We start from the raw sequence: 19499 nt of genomic DNA, 5'->3' as shown, positions 1-19499 counted from the left end.
AACGGCCTGTTGATAAATCGCCTTTGTTATTTCGTGAGATGAATTGTATTTTGGCACATCGAAATCCGATTACGTTTGTTGCCCAATACACAACATAGCCTCGATAAATTGGAAACCTTGTTGAAAGACTTAGGTTATAAGGTGCGCTATGAAAAAGGCAATTTCAAAACCGCTGCCTGTGTGCTGGAACATAGCCGGGTAGTGGTGGTCAACCGGTTTTCAAACATCGAAACAAAAATAGGTTCCCTGGTGGGTATCCTAAGGGAGGTGCCCGCGGCCGATGCAGCACTGGGTGAAAAGCAGCGGCAGTTTTTACAAAGTATCAAACAAACTAGGCTCACGATTTGACGGTTAAATTTTTAGGCACAGGTACATCGCAGGGTGTTCCGGTCATCGCGTGCGATTGCCCGGTATGCACCTCCCCAAATGTTAAAGACAACCGTTTGCGGTCTTCTGTATTGGTTGAGCTGGAGGGAAAAAACATCGTTATCGATACGGGTCCGGATTTCCGGTACCAGATGCTTCGCGCGCACGTTACCCATTTGGATGCCGTATTGTTCACCCATTCACACAAGGACCACGTAGCCGGATTGGATGATGTGCGTGCATTCAATCGGCAACAGGGGGCGGCCGTTGATATTTATGGCACGAGGGATGTGCACGAAGCCTTGCAGCGCGAATTTTACTATGCCTTTTCCGCAAAGCGATATCCCGGGGTACCCATGCTAAACCTCCATGAAATTACGTCGGCACCCTTCAGGTTGTTCGGCCACGACGTGGTCCCCATTGAAGTGATGCATTATATGATGCCGGTATTGGGGTTCCGCATAGGCCATTTCACCTATATTACGGATGCGAAAACGGTCGATGACAGCCAGGTTGAAAAAATGGCCGGTACCCGTGTGTTGGTGGTCAATGCGCTGCAGCGCGACGCCCATATCTCGCATTTTACGTTAGCCGAGGCGGTGGCATTCGCACAACGGATCGGTGCCGAACAGACTTATTTCACCCACATCAGCCATCGGCTTGGGCTGCATAGCGAGGTGGAAGGGGAGCTGCCGCGGGGCATCCACCTGGCTTATGACGGCTTGGAGCTAATCATTCCCTGACGCTCTAATGCAACGCGCCAAAACTTTTTTGCCCGGCAGGTGTTATTGTAGGTAATTATTAAATATTAACCTCAATATTATTATGTTATGGGAAATTTGCTTTATATCATCGCCGTAATCCTCGTGATCGCTTGGGCGATAAGTTACTTCGGTGGTTACTACACAGGTGGAATCATCCACATTTTGCTGGTCATCGCGATCATCGCAATCCTATTGCGTGTTATCCGAAGTGCTGCCTAGGGGCGTTGCCTGAGAAGTATCTCCGCGATGGGCAGATCTTCCGCATAGGTGATTTTAATATTATGGGTATCGCCATCCACTAACGTGATGGGATACCCCTTTTTTTCCACTACCGAGGCATCGTCGGTAAAAGCATGTTCATAGGCTTGCTCATATGCATCGCGGAGGACAGCACCGTTGAATGTCTGTGGTGTTTGCATCAGGTACACACGTGTCCGTGGGAATGCGTTGTTTTTTAAGCCATTGCCATGGGTTACCCGTATGGAGTTGGTGCTGGGCACAGCCAGCGCGGCAGTACCCGTACGCGCTGCCTGCAGGTAGGTTTTGTCGATTAGGGTGGGCGAGATCAACGGGCGCGCAGCGTCGTGCACGGCAATCAGGCAGTCTTCCGGTGTGTCACCCGCCACCGTTATGGCATTCAAGGCGTTCTTCACACTTTCAAATCGGCTGTTTCCGCCATCCACTACGGTATGGGGTACATCAAAACCATGCCTTTTGCACAAGGTTGTCCAGTCGTCGCGGAGCGATGGGTGGATTACCACGATAAGCTGCGGTGAGCTTTCGCTTCGGTAGAATGCGTTGATGGCGTGCATCATTACCGGGAGGCCGTCCAGCAGCAGGAACTGCTTCGGCGTATCCATACCCATGCGGGTACCGGTACCCCCGGCAACGATTATCGCATAGTTTTTACGACTTACGACCAATGGCTAAACGACTTACGACTAAATAATCAACATCGCGTCCCCGTAGCTGTAGAAACGGTATTTCTCTTTCACGGCTATTTCATATGCATTCATCACGTTTTCGTAGCCGCCAAATGCAGCTATCATCACCAGTAGCGTAGACTCCGGTGTATGGAAATTGGTGATCATGCTATTGGCAATGCTGAAGTCGTAGGGCGGATAGATGAATTTGCTCGTCCATTCACTTGCCGGTTTAAGGTGCTTGTCGGCAGATACCGCAGACTCGATGGCCCGCATGGAAGTGGTGCCTACCGAACATACGCGCCGCTTCGCATCGATTGCCTTGTTTACTGTTTTGGCAGCCTCCTCGGGGATGAAAAATTGCTCCGAATCCATTTTATGCTTGGTGAGGTCTTCCACCTCTACCTGCCGGAACGTACCCAACCCCACGTGCAACGTGATTTCGGCAAATTCAACCCCTTTCAGTTCCAGTCGTTTCATCAGTTCACGGCTGAAATGGAGGCCGGCGGTTGGGGCTGCCACGGCACCTTCGTGCTTGGCGAATATGGTTTGGTAACGAAATTTATCCTCCGGCGTTGCTTTGCGCTTGATGTATTTCGGTAAGGGTGTTTCGCCGAGCACTTCGATGTTGCGGCGGAACTCTTCATCCGTGCCGTCAAACAGGAAACGGATGGTGCGGCCGCGGGAGGTCGTGTTGTCTACCACCTCTGCAACCAGCAGGTCGTCATCGCCGAAGTATAGTTTATTGCCTACGCGTATTTTCCGGGCGGGATCTACCAGCACGTCCCAAAGGCGGAGTTCCTTGTTCAATTCGCGCAAGAGGAACACCTCGATGGTGGCACCGGTTTTTTCCTTGTTGCCATACATCCGGGCAGGGAATACCTTGGTGTTGTTGAGGATCATCACGTCCTTGTCGTCGAAATAATCCAGCACATCGCGGAAAATCTTATGTTCTATTTTCCCCGTCTTGCGGTCGAGCACCATCAACCGCGATTCATCCCGGTTGTCGGTAGGTTCGTAAGCAATTAATGATTCAGGTAAATTGAACTTAAACTGTGATAGCTTCATTGTTGATGTGAAATTTTAGATGGTGGCATGCCGATATGCCAACGTGTAAATCAGCGTGCAAAGTTATGAAATTATTTAATATTATATTGTGTATTTTTGGCTGTAACTTAGTGGCCGTTTGGTCGTCTTACCGTATATGATGTTATTCCTGAGATTAATCGGCGAGAGTTTTGGTTTTGCGTTTGCGGCGTTGCGCGAAAACCGCACGCGGACATTTTTGTCGTTGCTTGGAGTAACCATCGGCATCCTCATCATTATCGGCGTATTTTCGGCGGTGGATACCCTGCGGGCCAACCTGGAGAATAGCGTCGAGAAACTGGGCAGCAAAACATTGTATGTGCAGAAGTGGCCATGGGGCGGGGGTGAGGAGTATCCCTGGTGGAAATACGTGAACCGTCCCGAGCCCGATTTGCGCGACTTTACAGCATTACGTAACCGGATGACCACGGCCGAAGCGATCACCTTCAATATCGATGTGGGCAACCGGATGGCCCAATACGGCAACAACAACGTTTCGGGCATTACCGTTTCGGCCGCGTCGCACGATTTGTATGACATCCGCAAGCTCGAAATCGTTGAAGGGCGCTATTTTACAGAATCCGAGTCCAACCGCGGCAGCAACGTAGCGGTTATCGGGGCCACCGTTGCGGAGGGCCTTTTCCCCGGCGGCGCCAGCCCTATCGGCAAATCCATCAAGGTGTTGGGCCGGAAGGTAGCCGTGATCGGCGTTTTCAAAAAAGAAGGGGAGGGCATGATATTCGATGTGTCGATGGACAATACCGTGCTCATCCCACTCAATTTCGGCCGCAACGTCATCAACATCCGGCGTGCCGATTCCTATATCATGGTGAGCGCGTTGCCCCAGGTTTCGTTGGATGAAACCGAAAGCGAGCTACGCGGTACGATGCGGTCTATCCGGCGGCTCAGCCCGCAGGAAGAAGACGATTTTTCACTCAACAAAACCACCATCATCACCGCTCAGTTGGACGCGATGTTCAGCGTTATCAACATGGCGGGTGGTTTCATCGGTATCTTCTCCATCCTGGTGGGGGGCTTCGGTATCGCCAATATCATGTTCGTATCCGTCAAGGAGCGCACGCATATTATCGGTATCCAGAAGTCGTTGGGTGCCAAGAACTACTTTATCCTATCTCAATTCCTTATTGAGGCGATAGCGTTGTGTATCATCGGCGGGTTAGCGGGCCTGTCTATTGTTTATCTACTTGCCTTTTTGGTTAAGCTCGCCTTTGGCCTGGCCATTGTGGTCAACGTCGGCATGGTTATACTCACCATTGTACTTTCCACGTTGATCGGTCTCATTGCCGGTATCATACCGGCGGCCATGGCCGCACGGTTAGACCCGGTAGAAGCCATTCGGAGCAAGTAAGTTACGCCAATTTCGCCAGTGCTTCTTTAATCCGCCGGAGGGCCTCTTTAAGCGCGTCGTCAGATGCCGCGTACGAAATCCGGATGTAGTTGTTGTTGCCGAATGAATCGCCGCCTACGGTAGCCACATGCCCTTCGTTGAGCAGGTACAGCGCCAGATCGGCCGAGTCTTTGATGGTATTTCCCTGTGGGTCTTTTTTGCCAAAGAATGCGCTGATGTCGGGGAAGAAATAGAACGCTCCTTGCGGCAGGTTCGTTTTCACGCCCGGTATATCCTTCAGCAGGTTGTACACCAGTTCGCGCCGCCGTTCGAATGCATTTTTCATTTCCAGTACGGTTTCCAATCCCTGCTCATAGGCCGCTATCCCCGCCCGTTGGGCAATGGAGCACGTACCCGAGGTGGTTTGGCCCTGCAACTTGTCATTGGCTGCCGCGATTTCCTTGCTTGCCGCCAGGTAGCCCAGCCGCCAGCCCGTCATCGCAAAGGCTTTGGAAAAACCGTTGATCAAGATCACGCGGTCTTTGATGCTATCGAACTGCGCAATCGACTCGTGTTTGCCCACGAAGTTGATGTGTTCGTATATCTCATCGGAAATGATGTAGATGTCCGGGTGCTTTTCAAACACATCCACCAATCCGGCAAGCTCCTCCTTGCTGTACACGCTGCCCGTAGGGTTGCAGGGCGAAGAAAACATGAACAGCTTTGTCCGGGGCGTAATCGCCGCCTCCAGTTCGGCGGGCGTAATCTTGAAGTCGCTCTCGATGGTCGCGTTGATGAATACCGATTTACCTTCGGCCAGCGTGACCATTTCTGAGTACGATACCCAATACGGGGTGGGGATAATCACTTCGTCGCCTGGATTGATCAGGGTGAGGATAGCGTTGGATAGCGATTGTTTCGCTCCGGTGGAAACCACGATTTGCGAGACATCGTAATCCAGGTTATTTTCCGTTTTCAGCTTATTCACGATCGCTTTCCGCAGGTCGGGGTAGCCCGGCACCGGCGAATAGCGGGTATAGTTCTCGTCGAGCCCCTGTTTCGCGGCTTCTTTCACGTGGTCCGGCGTGTTGAAATCCGGTTCGCCCACGCTGAGGCTGATCACGTTGATGCCTTTGGCTGCCAATTCACGGCCCAACTTCGTCATTTTCAAGGTGGCCGATTCGGACAGGTTATTGATCCTGTCGGAGAGAATAGAAGGTGTGTTCATGAGGGGCAAACTTAGGAAAAGTTGTGCATTAATTATCACGAATTTGGTGAAATTTCACTTTCCAGCAACAGGTATTTTATGCCGTGCTATATACAACGAACCGAGCGGGCTTGTATGTGGAAGCCGTTGCTTCGTAAGACGGTAGTCAACGACTCCAATCACAGAGGGAAGTCATCTTTAAAAGAAGCCATCTTTGACTACCTTTGTAAAAATTCATGGGTTGTGGACAAACAGAAGAAAATCATCCGAGTTGCGTTGGTTACCGGTATCGTGCTCATGCTGGTAAAGTTTGCCGCCTACCTGCTCACCAACTCTAACGCGATACTGACCGATGCGATGGAGAGTATTGTTAATGTCGTGGCATCGGGCTTCGCATTTTACAGCATCACCCTCGCGGCGCGGCCCAAAGACCGCAACCATCCCTATGGCCACGGCAAGGTGGAGTTTTTCTCGGTTTTCCTGGAAGGTGGCCTCATCTTCATCGCCGGGGTACTGATACTAGGTAAAGCCGGCCACAGCATCTTCTTCCCGGAGCCCATTGGCAACCTGATGAGCGGTATGGGACTGATCGCCTTTACGGGGGTGGCCAATTTAGCCCTCGGCACTTACATGGTGCGGCAAAGCAGTACACTCAATTCGCTCACGCTGCAGGCCGATGGCAAGCACCTGCAGACCGATGCCTATAGCACCGTGGGGCTGCTGGTGGGGCTGCTGGTGATGTATCTTACCGGGCTGGTGTGGATCGATGTCGTGCTTTCGTTGGGCTTGGGACTTTATATCCTATGGAGCGGCTATAAGCTGCTCCGCAAGTCGATCGCTGGGTTGATGGATGAATCGGACACGAAACTCGTGGGCGAAATCGCATCGATACTGCAGCAGCACCGCGAAAATGACTGGATAGACGTGCACAACCTCCGCGTGCAGCGATACGGGCACGAACTGCACATCGACTGCCACGTAACGTTGCCCAACTACTACGACCTGAACCGGGTGCACGATGAAGTATCGGCCGTCGATAAATTAATAAACACCCACTTACATGCAAATACCGAGTTGTTTATCCACGCCGATCCTTGTGTGCCGGCGTGCTGTAGCTATTGCCGTATGGAAAACTGCCCCATCCGGAGTGAACCCCAACGGAAAGACGTGCGATGGGATGACAAAGTCCTCAGCAAAAACGAGAAGCATTTTTGACTACTCTGGTAATTATTTGTATTTTGGGAGCCTAAAAATGGGGTAACCTGCTAGTTGCTATGTTTGATATTCGAGTGCTTATCGTTGAAGACGATCCCATCATTGCGGAAGACATTAAGGAAATGCTGAACAATGTGGACTACAGCGTGTCGGGTATCGCCTATACCAAAGATGAGGCATTGCGGATCATGGATAGGGAAAAGCCGGATTTGGCATTGCTGGACATCAACCTGAATGGTCAACATGAAGGCTATGATGTAGCCGAATACATCAACAAAAGCCGCAAGATACCGTTCCTTTACCTCACCTCATATTCCAGCAAGGAGTTTGTGGAAAAGGCCAAACACACCATGCCGATGGGGTACATTGTGAAGCCCTTTCGGGAAGAAGAACTGTATTCGAGCATCGAGATAGCGCTGTACAATTTTTCGAAATTCATCCTGCCGCTGGATCTTTCCCTTGCCATCGTAAACAGCCACATACACCAGCCTTTAACAGACAGGGAGTTTGATATCTTGAAAGACCTGTATGAAGGAAAAACAAATCAGCAGTTGGCCGAAAAGAATTTCGTTTCGGTCAATACGGTCAAGACCCACCTGAAGAACATTTTTGAGAAACTGGATACCCGCTCCCGATCGGAAACCATTGCCCGGCTTACCGAACTGCTTCATTAGCGGGGAAAGGCATGTGGATAACAAACGTTGTGCCTGCCATAGTCGTTACCTGAACCGTAGCCTGTAGTTTCCGTGTGAGCGAACGTACCAACCGCTGGCCAAATGACTCTTCGCTTTCCGTACTTGCTTTTTCTGTGGGTATACCCACTCCGTTGTCGCGGATGATGAGCAAATAGCCATCCATATCCCGTTTCATGGTGATGACCACCTCGGGCTGGTTAACGTGGTGGCCGGGGAAGGCGTGTTTCAACGCGTTGGTGAGCAGTTCATTGACGATGAGCCCCACGGGGATGGCTGTTTCCACATCCAGGGTGATGCCGTGGGTTTCGATGATACGCCGTATGGTGGTGTCGTTGTTCTTATACGATTTTAAGATGTTGTCTGCCAGTTCTTCGAAATAGCGCTGCATATCCACGGCGGCGAAATTGACGCCTGTATAGAGGTTTTTGTGCAGAATGGCCATCGATTGTACCCGGTCTCTTCCTTTCTGCAGCGCCTCAAAGGCGTGTGAGTCCGCCTCTACATACTTGGATTGGAGGTTGAGGAGGCTGGAAATCGTCTGGAGGTTGTTTTTGACCCGGTGGTGCACTTCGTGCAGCAGCAATTCGCGCTCTTTGAGTGTTTCGGATATGATGGCGTTTTTGGTTTTTATCTTCCGGTAAAGCCAATAGAAAATCAGGGCAACGGCAGCTAGCAGCAAAATACCGGAAATAGCGGAATAGACGATGACCGTTGAACGTTTCAATTGCATCCGCGAAATTTCTTTTTCCTTATTGAGCAACTCGATTTCCGTTTGGTGCCGCTGGGTATTGAATTGGGCATCTTTTTCGGCGATGGCCCTGATGGAGGCCTCGGTATAGATGGAGTCTGTTATCTTCTTCAGGCTTTTGGCGTAATCGAGTGCGGCTTCGAGATTGTTGCTTTTTTCGCTGGCTTCAGAAAGCAGTTCGTAGGCCCGTTGCTGTTGGTTGAGCGACTGGTGCTCTTGGAACATGAACACCGCTTTCAACTGCTCGATAGCCTCGGGATACCGGTTCATCACGATTAAGATCTCGCCTACGTTTAGCTTTGATTCGCATAGGTTGTACGTGCTGCTCAGGTTTTCGCGTATGCGCAAGGCCTTTGTCATGTGTTGATATGCTTCGCGCACTTTTCCCTCTTCCTGCCTGAGCTTGCCCAGGAAATCGTAGTGAAAGCCCATTTCCCGTAGGGTGGGAAAGACTTTGTTGAGTTCCCGTTGCTTAAATAGATGTTGTTCGGCCTTTTTGAAATTGCCCAGGCCGGTATAGAGCATCCCGAGGTTGGCGTTTACATTGGCCATGCCCGCGCTGTCATTCAACAGCGCGTATTGTTGCAACGCTTTTAAATACCAGCTTTCGGCTTTCTCCTGCTGGTCCATGCCAAGATAGAAACTGGCCAGGCTATTTTGGATGGAGGCGTTCTGTTTGGGGGTGCCGATGCGGGCATAGATGCCGGCCGCTTCTATAAGATGCTGCTGGGCGGCGGCGTTGTTGCCGATAAATGTGGAAAGCGTACCGATGAAGTGGCCGCTCTTAGCGATATCGAGCGAATCGTTGTGCCGTTTGGAATAGTCATAGATGGCGTTGTATTCGTTCAATGCCGTAGCGTAATCGCCCTGCCACCGGTGGCTGGCCGCCAGGATATACTGCGCACGACGCAGATTGTTGCTGTCTGCAGGCGCTATGTGATTGTCTTTTAGTTCTGTGGCTATCTTTTCGGCATAGTCCGGATCGCGCTGTACCAGGTATGCGCCCAACTCATATAACGCATCGGCCCGTGCCTCCCGGGAGGGAGCATGGTCTATGGCCTGCTGTAAGCTGTCTTGGTAGGCATCCGGCTTGGCATCCTGTGCCAACGTGAAACCTACGCAACCAACAAGCGCGAGAAGAAAGACAAATAGCGATTGCACCATACGGTCCGTTTCATGCAAAGGTATTAAAAACAACTTTTTTAAAAATCACTCAAACGGGTGAAATGGGCAAAAATTGTTTTGGACAATTTTGTTGCCGAAAGGAACAATTAATCTATTCAGACGATGAAAACTCTACCAACTCAATTTGCGCTCTGCCTGCTGGCCTGTATGATGGCTGCCCTGCCTGCGCTGGCACAAGGAAACAACTCGCCTAGTTTTGCGAAAAAGGGCAGGGAGTGGTTTGTCAGCAAAGCAAACGGATCGGGCCAGCAAGGCACCAAAGAAAAGCCGGCGAAAGACCTAGGCAATATCATCCATCTGCTGAAACCAAATGATATTGTACGCATAGCCGGCGGTACGTACCTGAGCAAGGGATCAATGGGTGCTGACGAAATCAATGTGCCCGTGCATATCATTGGCGGGTACGACGAAACGTTTACCGTGCGCGATCCATGGGATAAATACAAAACCATCTTTACGGGCACGAATGAGTACATGAAATCTACCAGCCCGAGGCTGTACATCCGTACCGAACAGCAACGCGAGGCAAATGGACAGCTTGCCCAAGGGGGGACCATCTTGGTTGATGGTATCATTATAGATAATGGTCCGCGAAACCGCTACCACTTGGACAAGGGGCTGGCCATCCGCCGGAAGGCCGACCCGACCACCGGGCAAAACCCGTCGCCGGAGTCGGGCGGAATCGTTATCGTGGGTAGCAAATACACTAACATTGCCGTGCAGAACTGCGTGGTGATGAATACGGCTCCTTCTGAAGGGGCGTTGTCCGTACGGGTTTTCCAGGGGGGCAAGGGCATTATCCGTAATAACCTTTGCCTCAACAATACCGGTTATGGCATCTTTGCCCGCACCGGCTATGTAGGCAGCGACCCGAAGATGACCCCGCAATTCCTGATTGCCAACAATACTTCGCTGTTCAACTGGAAGCATGACCCCATTGCAACCTACGGGGGCAATGCGCTGGCGTTGGACCAGTTCCTCACCGCGACCGTCACCAACAACGTGTTTGGCTTTGCCGATATGGGCGGTGTGTACAACAAAGGGTCCAGGATCGTGATGAGCAACAACCTTTTTGCCGGAAACTCCAAATACGACTATGACGAGAACGGAGCGAAAATGAAGGCGAATGATATCTTGGATGAAGCCATGTTGGTAGACCCGAGCAGTGACGGCAACGAAGCTGCACTGATTAAAATTCCAATTGGCGAACGCTGGGCTACTATTTACGGTAGCCGGGTGGAAATCAGCCGTGAGCAAGTGGATGCTTCGGTGACAGTGGCTAATACGGGTGCCAATCAGCTCCGCAGTATGCTCGGTCTCAACTTACAGGGCAACGCTGTGGGCATGGATGCCGAGATATTTCTGCCGCTGTTGCAGCTGGAAGAGGGGCTGCCGGTTGGATTCATGCCCTGGGATGGCAAAGGCTGTGTACTGCCAAAACAACAATAACTTATCCGGCCCCTTGAGGCTCATAGCTTTAAAACTACCCAAGGCGTCGTGATTGCCTTGATAAACAATAAGTGATGAAAAAACAATCTATTCGAATGAAACGTATGTTCCCGATACCGTCGCTGCTTACCGTGTTGTTGCTGTCGGTTGTATTACAAATGGCAAAAGGCCAAACCATTCGCTATGTAATGCCGATGCCTGCCGGAGCTGCCGACGGTTCATCCTGGGGCAACGCTTCTGCCGACCTCCAGCTGATGATCAATGAATCTGCCGACGGAGACGAGGTATGGGTGGCTGCGGGTACATACGTGCCGAATCGCCCCGTTAACGATATCCATACGCTCGATCCGATGAATCGGGACAATGCTTTCCTGATAGATGGAAAGTCGATAGGGGTGTATGGCGGATTTGCCGGAGGAGAAACCGACCGGGCCGACCGCGATATAGCGGCCAACGAAACCATCCTTTCGGGCGATTTCAATGCAAACGGGTATGCCGACCCTACCTGTGCTTACCACGTGGTGGCATTCCGTGGGGACGCCGACGGTGAAGTGGATGGGTTTACTATTAAACATGGCCATGCAGAGGGGTCGCTGGCGGCGGGCGGTTTCGGACAGAGCTACGGCGGCGGGCTGTATATTTTCCAGTCGTCGCCCACACTGCGGAACCTCGTCATCAAAGAAAATGTGGCCGGGCGCGGTGCCGGGGTGTACTTAAGCGGTTCGGGTGCTGTTTTTGAACGGTGCGAAATCATCAGCAATACCACCCAAGACTTCGGGAATGGGACCGATGGTCCAGGCGGCGGGGTATACACCCTGGGTCAAAGTGGCAACTTTACGTTGACGAATGTATTCAGGAACGTGCGTATTGCAGGCAACAACTCATCGGGGATGGGGGGTGGAGTCTATTTGGGGCCGTATGTGAACATCGAGATGACAAACGTGCTGATTACCGGGAACCAGGCAACCGAAAGCCGGGGCGGCGGTATTTACGTGCGGAATATCTACGGCGGCTGGCTGACCAATGTGACCGTCTATGGCAACCACGCCACCGGTGGCGGCGGCAGAGGGGGCGGCATTGACGGTGCGCTGACGGGGGCAACGGCCGACTATGAACTGTTCATCCGGAACAGCATCATCTGCGGGAATGTGGGCGTTAACCTGGTGCCACCGCCCGCCGATGAGGATGGCTCGTTCAATATTACGCATAGTATCGTGGAAGGGGGCTATACAGGCGTGGGGAATATGGATACGGACCCGTTGTTGATTTTTCAGCCCGGGCCTTATGCGGCACCGACATTGGACGGCGATTTCAGGCTATCGCCCTACAGTGCGGCAATAAATGCCGGTAGCAATGCGTATTACGCGGCCGGGCAGGTGCCCGATCTCGCCGGCGTGACGACCGATCTGGACGGGAATCCGCGCCAGTTCGATAGTGAACCGGTGGATATGGGAGCTTACGAGTTTCAGGGTTCGCCGCCTGCGCCGAGGCCATTCATCACCACGTGGAAGACCGATAACCCGGGGACTTCCGCCGATAACCAAATCTCGATTCCCATAGTGGATACAGGCTACGACATGACCATCGACTGGGGTGACGGAACCACGACCACTTGGCAGGATGGGGATAATGTGGCTGATTTGACTCATACCTATGCAACCGCCGGCACCTATGATGTGGGTATTACGGGTGATTTCCCGCGGATCTATTTCTACGGTAATGGCGATAGACAAAAGATATTGGATGTGAAACAATGGGGCGATATCGCTTGGAAATCGATGGAATTGGCATTTTCTGGAGCGAACGAGTTGGAAGTAACTGCAACGGATGCTCCTGATTTGAGCGATGTGGTGTCTATGGCAAGGATGTTCCAGTCGGCTTCGAAATTCAATTCAAACATCGAACATTGGGATGTGTCTACAATCGAAGATATGACTTCCTTATTCAATTCAGCGGTGGCGTACAATCAGCCCTTAAATGCGTGGGATGTGAGCAACGTGACCAAAATGGCTCATCTCTTCAATTTTGCAAGCCAATTCGATCAGCCACTTAACGACTGGGACGTTAGCAACGTGAAAGATATGTCGGGCATGTTTGCCAATACATCATTTAACCAACCCATCGCCGATTGGGAGGTGGGCCAAGTGGAGAATATGTTGCTGATGTTTGCGAGCGCATCCTTATTCAATGCCGATATCGCCGGCTGGGACGTAAGCAGCGTGACCGATATGGGACAACTGTTCCAAAGTGCGCACGCGTTTAATCAGGATATTGGTGGTTGGGATGTTTCAAATGTAACCAATATGCATCTTTTGTTTTTTGATGCAGGCATGTCTACAGCCAATTATGATGCGACATTGATTGGTTGGGCAGGCCAAGCCGTGCAACCTTCGCTCACGTTGAATGCACATGGCCTTACATATTGCCTGGGAGAAGCAGCGCGGCAGTCGCTCATCGATAACCACGGTTGGGTGTTCGAGGACGATAGTAAGGCGCTTGATTGCGCCGACCCAGGTCCGGTATTGGTGGCCCCGGCAGACGGAAGTGCCGACCTGGCCCAGCCCGTGACACTGGAATGGGAGGCGGTGGATGGCGCAACCTCGTATTTCATACAGGTTATCGAAGTGGGGGGCGACTTTGGCTCACCCTATTTTAGCGGGACTACCGCGTCTACGTCAAGGGAACTGACCATGTTGCCCGAAGGCGGTGAATACCTATGGCGGGTACAGGCCGTGGTTGGCGGGCAAATCTCCGCTTGGAGTGAAACATGGAGCTTCTCCACGCTCACGGCGCTGCCCGAGATTACAGGGATCGTCTTTGTGGACGATTGGCGTACGTATGATGGCAATGCGCATGCTATTTTTATTGAAGGTACGTTGCCCGACGAAGTAGAGGTAACCTATACCGGCAATGGACAGGTGAACAGTGATATGTACACTGTTACCGCTTATCTTGACGGTGGGGGGGTGTACGAAGACAAAGAAATGACGGCCGTATTGACCATCAACAGGGCGCCATCGGTCATCACCGCGCTGCCGGTGCAGACGCATGCCTATGACGGAACGAATAAGATAGTGGTGGCATCACTTAACCATAGCGAGGCGGTGTTGAACTATGATCCAACCGACCGCTTTAACCAGGTGGGTGAGTATGACGTGACGGTTTCCGTTGAACAAAGCACTAACTATGAAGCGGCATCCGTGAACGTGCAACTCGTGATACAACTGGGGCAGCAGCAAAACCTGGCCATGGCATCCCGGGTGATTACGTACGACGGTGAGGAGCAGTTCCTGTTCGTTACCGGCGCGGCACCGGACGCAGTAATTTCTTACGTGGGCAACAACCAGCGCGACGTGGGCGAGTACGAGGTGACGGCAACGGTAACACGTGTTGGCTTTGAGCCGAAAGTGCTGGAGGGTACGCTAACCATCACTTCGCGTAATGTCGCCATTACGATTGGACAGCATGAGAAGGTCTACGGCGATACGGATCCGGTAGCTTACACCTATATGGTGACGAATGGCAGTTTGGTGGCGGGCGACGAACCTGCTGGTTCATTTGCACGCGAACCTGGCGAAAACGTACAGGTTTATCCCATCAGGCAGGGTTCTTTCACGTTTGGCGACAATTATAACCTGATCGTTAACCAGGGCTACTTGAGGATTGTCAGGGCTCCATCCGTGATTACGGCAGATGCCATCCAGACATTTACCTACGACGGCGAATTGCACCAAGTGGTGGCTGCCTTGAACCACGACCAGGCGCCGTTGATCTTTATGCCGGTAGAAAGGGGCTATGCCGGGGTCGGAGAGTACGATATCACCGTACGGGTGAACCAGTCGGCAAACTACGAGGCGACAAACATCACGGTGAGACAGATCATCGAACCGGCAGAGCAGACCGGCGATATGACGTTGCCATCCCGAACCGTCACGTACAATGGCGGAACCCACAGCCTAGCCGTGGAAAACCTGCCTGGCGAGGCGGCCGTAACGTATGTGAATAATGGACAGACCAACACGGGTACCTATACTGTAACGGCCACGGTGACCCAGCCGGGGTATGCGGATGTGGAGCTGACGGGCACGTTGACCATCCAGCGGGCAACGGCGGTCATCACTGCGGATGCCGTGCAGATTTATCCGTATACAGGTAGTGAAATCGGCGTGCAGGCGACATTGAACCACGATGAGACTGGATTTATCTATACGCCGGTGAGCGGGTATACCAATCCGGGTAACTATAACATCACCGTGACGGCCCCACAAACGGACAACTATACGACCGCGTCGCGGACGCTCACGCTGCGGATTGTGCCCGCAGAGGAATTACACCTGCCATCAGCGACTGTGGTGTACACCGGCGAGCCGCAATACCTGGCCGTGGCGAACCTGCCCGCTGGTGCGGATGTGACCTATACCAATAACGGACAGGTGAACGTGGGCGTGTATCCCGTGACGGCGATCGTGAGCCTGCCGGGCGAACCCGACGAGGCATTCGAAGCCACGCTGACCATTGCACGGGCGACGCCCATCATCACCGCAGAAACGGTGCAGGAACATACCTACGATGGAACCGTGAAGGAAGTGGTGGCCAGTTTGGATCATGATGAAGTGGAATTGGACTACCTGCCCGCGAAGGGGTATACGTTGCCCGGTACGTATGAGATCGCCGTCCGGGCGATGCAAAGTGAAAACTACACCACGGCTTTCCGTAATGTGCAACTGGTCATCCATCCGTTATCTGCAAGCGGGGATTACACGATGGCTTCCCGTACAATTACCTATGACGGACAGCCGCACGGATTGACCGTGGAAAATCTACCGGACGACGCGACGGTGGCTTATGACATCAACGAGGTGGTAGACGTTGGGGTTTATACAATCACGGCCACCGTTTCGCGTCCGGGCTATACGACCGAAACCCTCAACGGTGTGCTCACCATTGAACGGGCTGCCGCTGTGATTGCCGCCGATGCGATGCAAGCGCATTCGTATGACGGTACGGCAAAGTCGGTGGTGGCGACCTTGAACCATAATGAAGTTGAGCTGGCCTATTCGCCTGCGGTGTCATTCACCGATGCTGGTACGTATACGGTTACGGTCACCGCTGCGCAGTCGACGAATTACACGGCTGCATCGGCAGTAGTGACCCTGATGATTACCGAGGCAACGGCACCTGGCGTAGACCCGGTATTTGAAGGGCGGACCGTCACCTACGATGGCGCGGAACACCGATTGGAGGTGACGAACCTGCCGGAGGGGGCAACGGTGGTATACGCCAATAACGGGCATACCAACGCTGGTGTGTACACCGTGACGGCTAACGTGACGCTGGCCGATAACTCGACCCGTGAATTTACGGCTGTATTGGCCATTGAAAAAGCGACCACCACGAACGTAACCTTTGCGGATGGTACATTTACATACGACGGTATGGCGAAGTCCTTGGCGTTGGCTGGTACGTTGCCTGCCGGCACGGACGTGACCTATGCCAACAACAGCCGCGTGGATGCGGGTAGCCAGCCGGTAACGGCCACGGTGAGCGGGGCGAACTATGAATCGCTGGTGCTTACAGCCGAGCTGACGGTAACCCCGGCCGCGGTCTCGGGCATTACGCTGGCCGATGGCTCGTTTACATACGACGGCACGGCGAAATCGTTGTCCATTGACGGTACGTTGCCTGCCGGCACGGATGCGACCTATGCCAACAACAGCCGCGTGGATGCGGGTAACCAGCCGGTAACGGCCACGGTGAGCGGGGCGAACTATGAATCGCTGGTGCTTACAGCCGAGTTGACGGTAACCCCGGCCACACGGAGCCTCTCTTTTCCGGAAATAGCGGCGAAGACGATGGGCGACGATGATTTCGCGGCAGGGGCAGCGGCAAGCTCCGGCGAACTCATCCTTTATGCCAGTAGCAACGAGCGCGTAGCGGTAGTGGAAAATGGAATAATCCGTTTGGTAGGCGCGGGTACAACCACGATAACGGCTACCGTAGCTCCGCATGCGAATTACAGCAATACGCCGGTGGCTGCACAGCGGTTGATAGTGGCCAAAGGCCAGCAAGTGATCAACTTTGGGGAAGTGGGGCAAGTGGACCGTAATATAGGCTCCGTTTCCCTACAGGTGGGTAGTTCGAGCGGATTGCCGGTAACTCTGTTGGTGGACGACGAGCAGGTGGCCCAGTTGGAAGGAAGTGTCTTGAACATCCTAAGGATAGGTACGGTTCGCATCACGGCTACACAGGCCGGGAACGAAAGCTACGAGGCCGCCCAGCCGGTCACCATCACGGCGCGCGTGGTGGATTCGGAAGCAGAATTTCCCGTAAGGATCCATCAGGCAGTATCGCCCAATGGCGACGGCGTAAATGAGTTCCTGATGATTGAAGGGATAAGGGACTATCCTGAAAACCGGGTAACCATTTTTAACCGGAACGGTACCATCGTTTATGAAGTAAGCGGCTATGACAATGGTTTACGTTCGTTTAAAGGTAAAGGTTCGGGGTTGATAAACCTCCCCGCGGGTACGTACTTCTGTATTGTTGAAATCAAAGAAGGTGCCGATTGGAGGCATCACAAAGGTTATTTTGTGCTTAGGTATTGATGGGTGGTATTTTAAAGTATAACAAAAATGGTCGATCATAAAATGAGGTTCATGAAACAAATAATCGCGGGGGTCTTGCTGTTTGGCGCAACGGTATCCCAAGCCCAGCAGGCGCTCACATATACGCAATATATGGAAAATCGGACGCCATTGAACCCCGCAGCGAGTTTAATGAGTGGAAACGGAGAGGTGTCTTTCATTGGGAGACGGCAATGGGTGGGGCTGGAAGGTGCACCTACCGTCTATTGGGGAAGCGCACATGTTGGCTGGCAGTCCATCGGTGCGACCCTGGGAATAAATGTGAAACATGAAAGTATGGCGGTAGAAGATAATTTGGAAGCTAGTGCCTTCTTTGCCAAATCCGTGCGCATTTCGGAAAGGGAGTATCTCGGTTTATCGCTCAACGTGGGGATAAATTACGTGAATGGTAATTTTTCTGCGCTCGACCCCCACGACCCGGCTTTTCGGGATGATATCCGGGAAACCGATGTGATGACCGGCTTCGGCGTGCTTGTATATTCGCCCGAACGGTACTACGTTGGACTTTCTTTGCCCAGGCTTATGCTAAGTAATCTTGGCGTGGGAGGCGATAATCAATACGATTTTCGAAACCAGTACCACGTGATGGCGGCGGCGCTCTTTCCGATTGGGAGCGACTTCCATGTGAAGCCCTCGCTCTTGGCAACCTACGCAGAGAGCTTACGCCCGCAGGTCGACGTGGGCGTAATGGCATTCATCAAGCAGGTTTGTGGCATAGGGCTAAACATGCGGAGTTATGGCGAGGTAGCCGGGCTGGCTCAATTGAATTTCAGCGGTTTGGGAATTGGCTACAGCTATCAGTTCAATACCCGCAATGAGCCGTTGAATAGACGGATCAACAACACGACACATGAAGTGGGAATACGCTACCGTTTCGGCGGGAACACGAGTTTATTATAACGCGCAAGAACGGTCATTCCAAGGGCGGTAGCGTAGTAAAGGATGGTTCTTTTTCCAGTACTTGCTTGTAATGATCAAGCTTGGCGCGTTGTTCATCGGGGAGTTTAGGGAACTCCGGTTCCATATCCGCCAGTGTTTCCACGATGATCTTGCCCACGGCGTAGCGGGCAAACCATTTCTTGTCGGCCGGGATGATGTACCAAGGCGAGTCTTCCGTAGCGGTGGCAGCGATGGCTTGTTCGTAGGCGCGCATGTAATCGTCCCAATAACCGCGCTCCTCGATGTCTGACGCTGAAAATTTCCAGTTTTTATATTTGTCTTCGATGCGGTTGAGGAACCGCTCTTTTTGTTCTTCTTTCGAAACGTGAAGAAAGAACTTGATGACCTTGGTACCGTTGCGATGCAGATGGGCCTCGAACTGCCGGATGCTCTCGTACCGGTCGTTCCAGAACTTGTCGTCGAAATCGACTTCAGCGCGATACCCGGGGATACGTTCCGATAGGTTGAATGCCGGATGGACCTTGCAGATAAGCACGTACTCGTAGTGCGATCGGTTGTGGATGCCGATGCGACCCCGCTCGGGCAATGCCTTGTAATGCCGCCAAAGGAAATCGTGCTCGTAGTCGTTGCTGGTGGGCTGCTTGAAGCTGAACACCTGGCACCCCTGGGGATTCACACCGCTCATTACGTGCTCGATGGCACCGTCTTTACCGGCGGCATCCATGGCCTGGAAGATGATGAGCAGGCTTTGCGAATCTTCGGCATACAGCCGCTCTTGGTACTCTTTTAGCTCGGCCTGGAAATCGGCCAGATCGGCCTTGGCCTCTTTCTTTTTAAGGGATCCGGCATCGTCGGTCCGGAAATTTGCCAGTTTGAAAGGCTTGCCGGAGGTAACCCCGAATTTCTGGGTGATTTTAGACATGGTGGTGTTCAATTAAAGTGACTGCAAGATAGGGTTTTATCAATGAA

At 52.5% G+C, this 19499-nt stretch carries 14 protein-coding genes; 9 read left to right on the top strand and 5 right to left on the bottom strand.

The annotated features are described in order from the left end of the window. The first annotated feature begins 78 nt into the window (after positions 1–78). From ACEVG1_RS04650 to ACEVG1_RS04640, 3 genes are all read left to right on the top strand, one after another. Positions 79–348, top strand: coding sequence for a hypothetical protein (locus ACEVG1_RS04650; protein ID WP_374742400.1), 270 nt, complete (start codon positions 79–81; stop codon positions 346–348). Then, entirely contained in the window at positions 345–1109 is a 765-nt protein-coding gene (locus ACEVG1_RS04645; protein WP_374742399.1) for an MBL fold metallo-hydrolase, read from the top strand. Before ACEVG1_RS04650 ends, ACEVG1_RS04645 begins: the two co-directional genes overlap by 4 nt. A gap of 87 nt (positions 1110–1196) precedes the next feature. Continuing rightward, a complete protein-coding gene (locus tag ACEVG1_RS04640) occupies positions 1197–1349 on the top strand; it encodes a lmo0937 family membrane protein (protein WP_374742398.1) in 153 nt (50 codons plus the stop codon). Here the strand turns inward: ACEVG1_RS04640 and ACEVG1_RS04635 are convergent. After that, positions 1346–2053: a 2-C-methyl-D-erythritol 4-phosphate cytidylyltransferase gene (locus tag ACEVG1_RS04635; protein ID WP_374742397.1), complete on the bottom strand. Its 708-nt coding sequence runs from the start codon at positions 2051–2053 to the stop codon at positions 1346–1348. The genes ACEVG1_RS04640 and ACEVG1_RS04635 overlap by 4 nt on opposite strands. Before the next feature lie 18 nt (positions 2054–2071). Beyond that, the gene (gene queA / locus ACEVG1_RS04630) at positions 2072–3121 is read right to left on the bottom strand and encodes a tRNA preQ1(34) S-adenosylmethionine ribosyltransferase-isomerase QueA (RefSeq protein ID WP_374742396.1); all 1050 of its coding nucleotides are present in this window, start codon (positions 3119–3121) and stop codon (positions 2072–2074) included. A 139-nt stretch (positions 3122–3260) separates the two neighbouring features. Here queA and ACEVG1_RS04625 point away from each other — a divergent pair, with 139 nt between their 5' ends. After that, entirely contained in the window at positions 3261–4508 is a 1248-nt protein-coding gene (locus ACEVG1_RS04625; RefSeq protein ID WP_374742644.1) for an ABC transporter permease, read from the top strand. Between the two features lies 1 nt (position 4509). On the opposite strand, the gene ACEVG1_RS04620 is transcribed toward ACEVG1_RS04625, so the two are convergent. Then, complete coding sequence (locus ACEVG1_RS04620; protein ID WP_374742395.1) at positions 4510–5715, bottom strand: pyridoxal phosphate-dependent aminotransferase; 1206 nt, start codon at positions 5713–5715, stop codon at positions 4510–4512. 222 nt (positions 5716–5937) lie between these two features. Here ACEVG1_RS04620 and ACEVG1_RS04615 point away from each other — a divergent pair, with 222 nt between their 5' ends. Both ACEVG1_RS04615 and ACEVG1_RS04610 read left to right on the top strand, forming a co-directional pair. Further along, entirely contained in the window at positions 5938–6909 is a 972-nt protein-coding gene (locus ACEVG1_RS04615) for a cation diffusion facilitator family transporter (RefSeq protein ID WP_374742393.1), read from the top strand. Between the two features lie 59 nt (positions 6910–6968). Next, positions 6969–7583 (top strand): response regulator transcription factor, encoded by a 615-nt coding sequence (locus ACEVG1_RS04610; protein ID WP_374742392.1) that lies wholly within the window; start codon positions 6969–6971, stop codon positions 7581–7583. Here the strand turns inward: ACEVG1_RS04610 and ACEVG1_RS04605 are convergent. Continuing rightward, on the bottom strand, positions 7564–9516 hold the full coding sequence (locus ACEVG1_RS04605) for a histidine kinase dimerization/phosphoacceptor domain -containing protein (RefSeq protein WP_374742391.1): 1953 nt from the start codon (positions 9514–9516) through the stop codon (positions 7564–7566). The genes ACEVG1_RS04610 and ACEVG1_RS04605 overlap by 20 nt on opposite strands. Positions 9517–9639: 123 nt before the next feature. Between ACEVG1_RS04605 and ACEVG1_RS04600 the strand changes: the two genes are divergently transcribed. The 3 genes from ACEVG1_RS04600 (at position 9640) to ACEVG1_RS04590 (ending at position 18530) form a co-directional block, all read left to right on the top strand. Further along, positions 9640–10986: a right-handed parallel beta-helix repeat-containing protein gene (locus tag ACEVG1_RS04600; RefSeq protein WP_374742390.1), complete on the top strand. Its 1347-nt coding sequence runs from the start codon at positions 9640–9642 to the stop codon at positions 10984–10986. Between the two features lie 95 nt (positions 10987–11081). Continuing rightward, positions 11082–17591 (top strand): BspA family leucine-rich repeat surface protein, encoded by a 6510-nt coding sequence (locus ACEVG1_RS04595; protein ID WP_374742389.1) that lies wholly within the window; start codon positions 11082–11084, stop codon positions 17589–17591. A 51-nt stretch (positions 17592–17642) separates the two neighbouring features. Continuing rightward, entirely contained in the window at positions 17643–18530 is an 888-nt protein-coding gene (locus ACEVG1_RS04590; protein WP_374742388.1) for a PorP/SprF family type IX secretion system membrane protein, read from the top strand. A 13-nt stretch (positions 18531–18543) separates the two neighbouring features. On the opposite strand, the gene ACEVG1_RS04585 is transcribed toward ACEVG1_RS04590, so the two are convergent. After that, the gene (locus tag ACEVG1_RS04585; protein ID WP_374742387.1) at positions 18544–19452 is read right to left on the bottom strand and encodes a polyphosphate kinase 2 family protein; all 909 of its coding nucleotides are present in this window, start codon (positions 19450–19452) and stop codon (positions 18544–18546) included. Between the last annotated feature and the right edge of the window lie 47 nt (positions 19453–19499).

Origin of the sequence: Parapedobacter sp. 2B3 (assembly GCF_041925275.1) — a bacterium.
GTDB classification, from domain to species: domain Bacteria; phylum Bacteroidota; class Bacteroidia; order Sphingobacteriales; family Sphingobacteriaceae; genus Parapedobacter; species Parapedobacter pyrenivorans_A.
The sequence above is the reverse complement of the archived record's forward strand: the minus strand, read 5'-3'. Positions and strand labels throughout refer to the sequence as shown.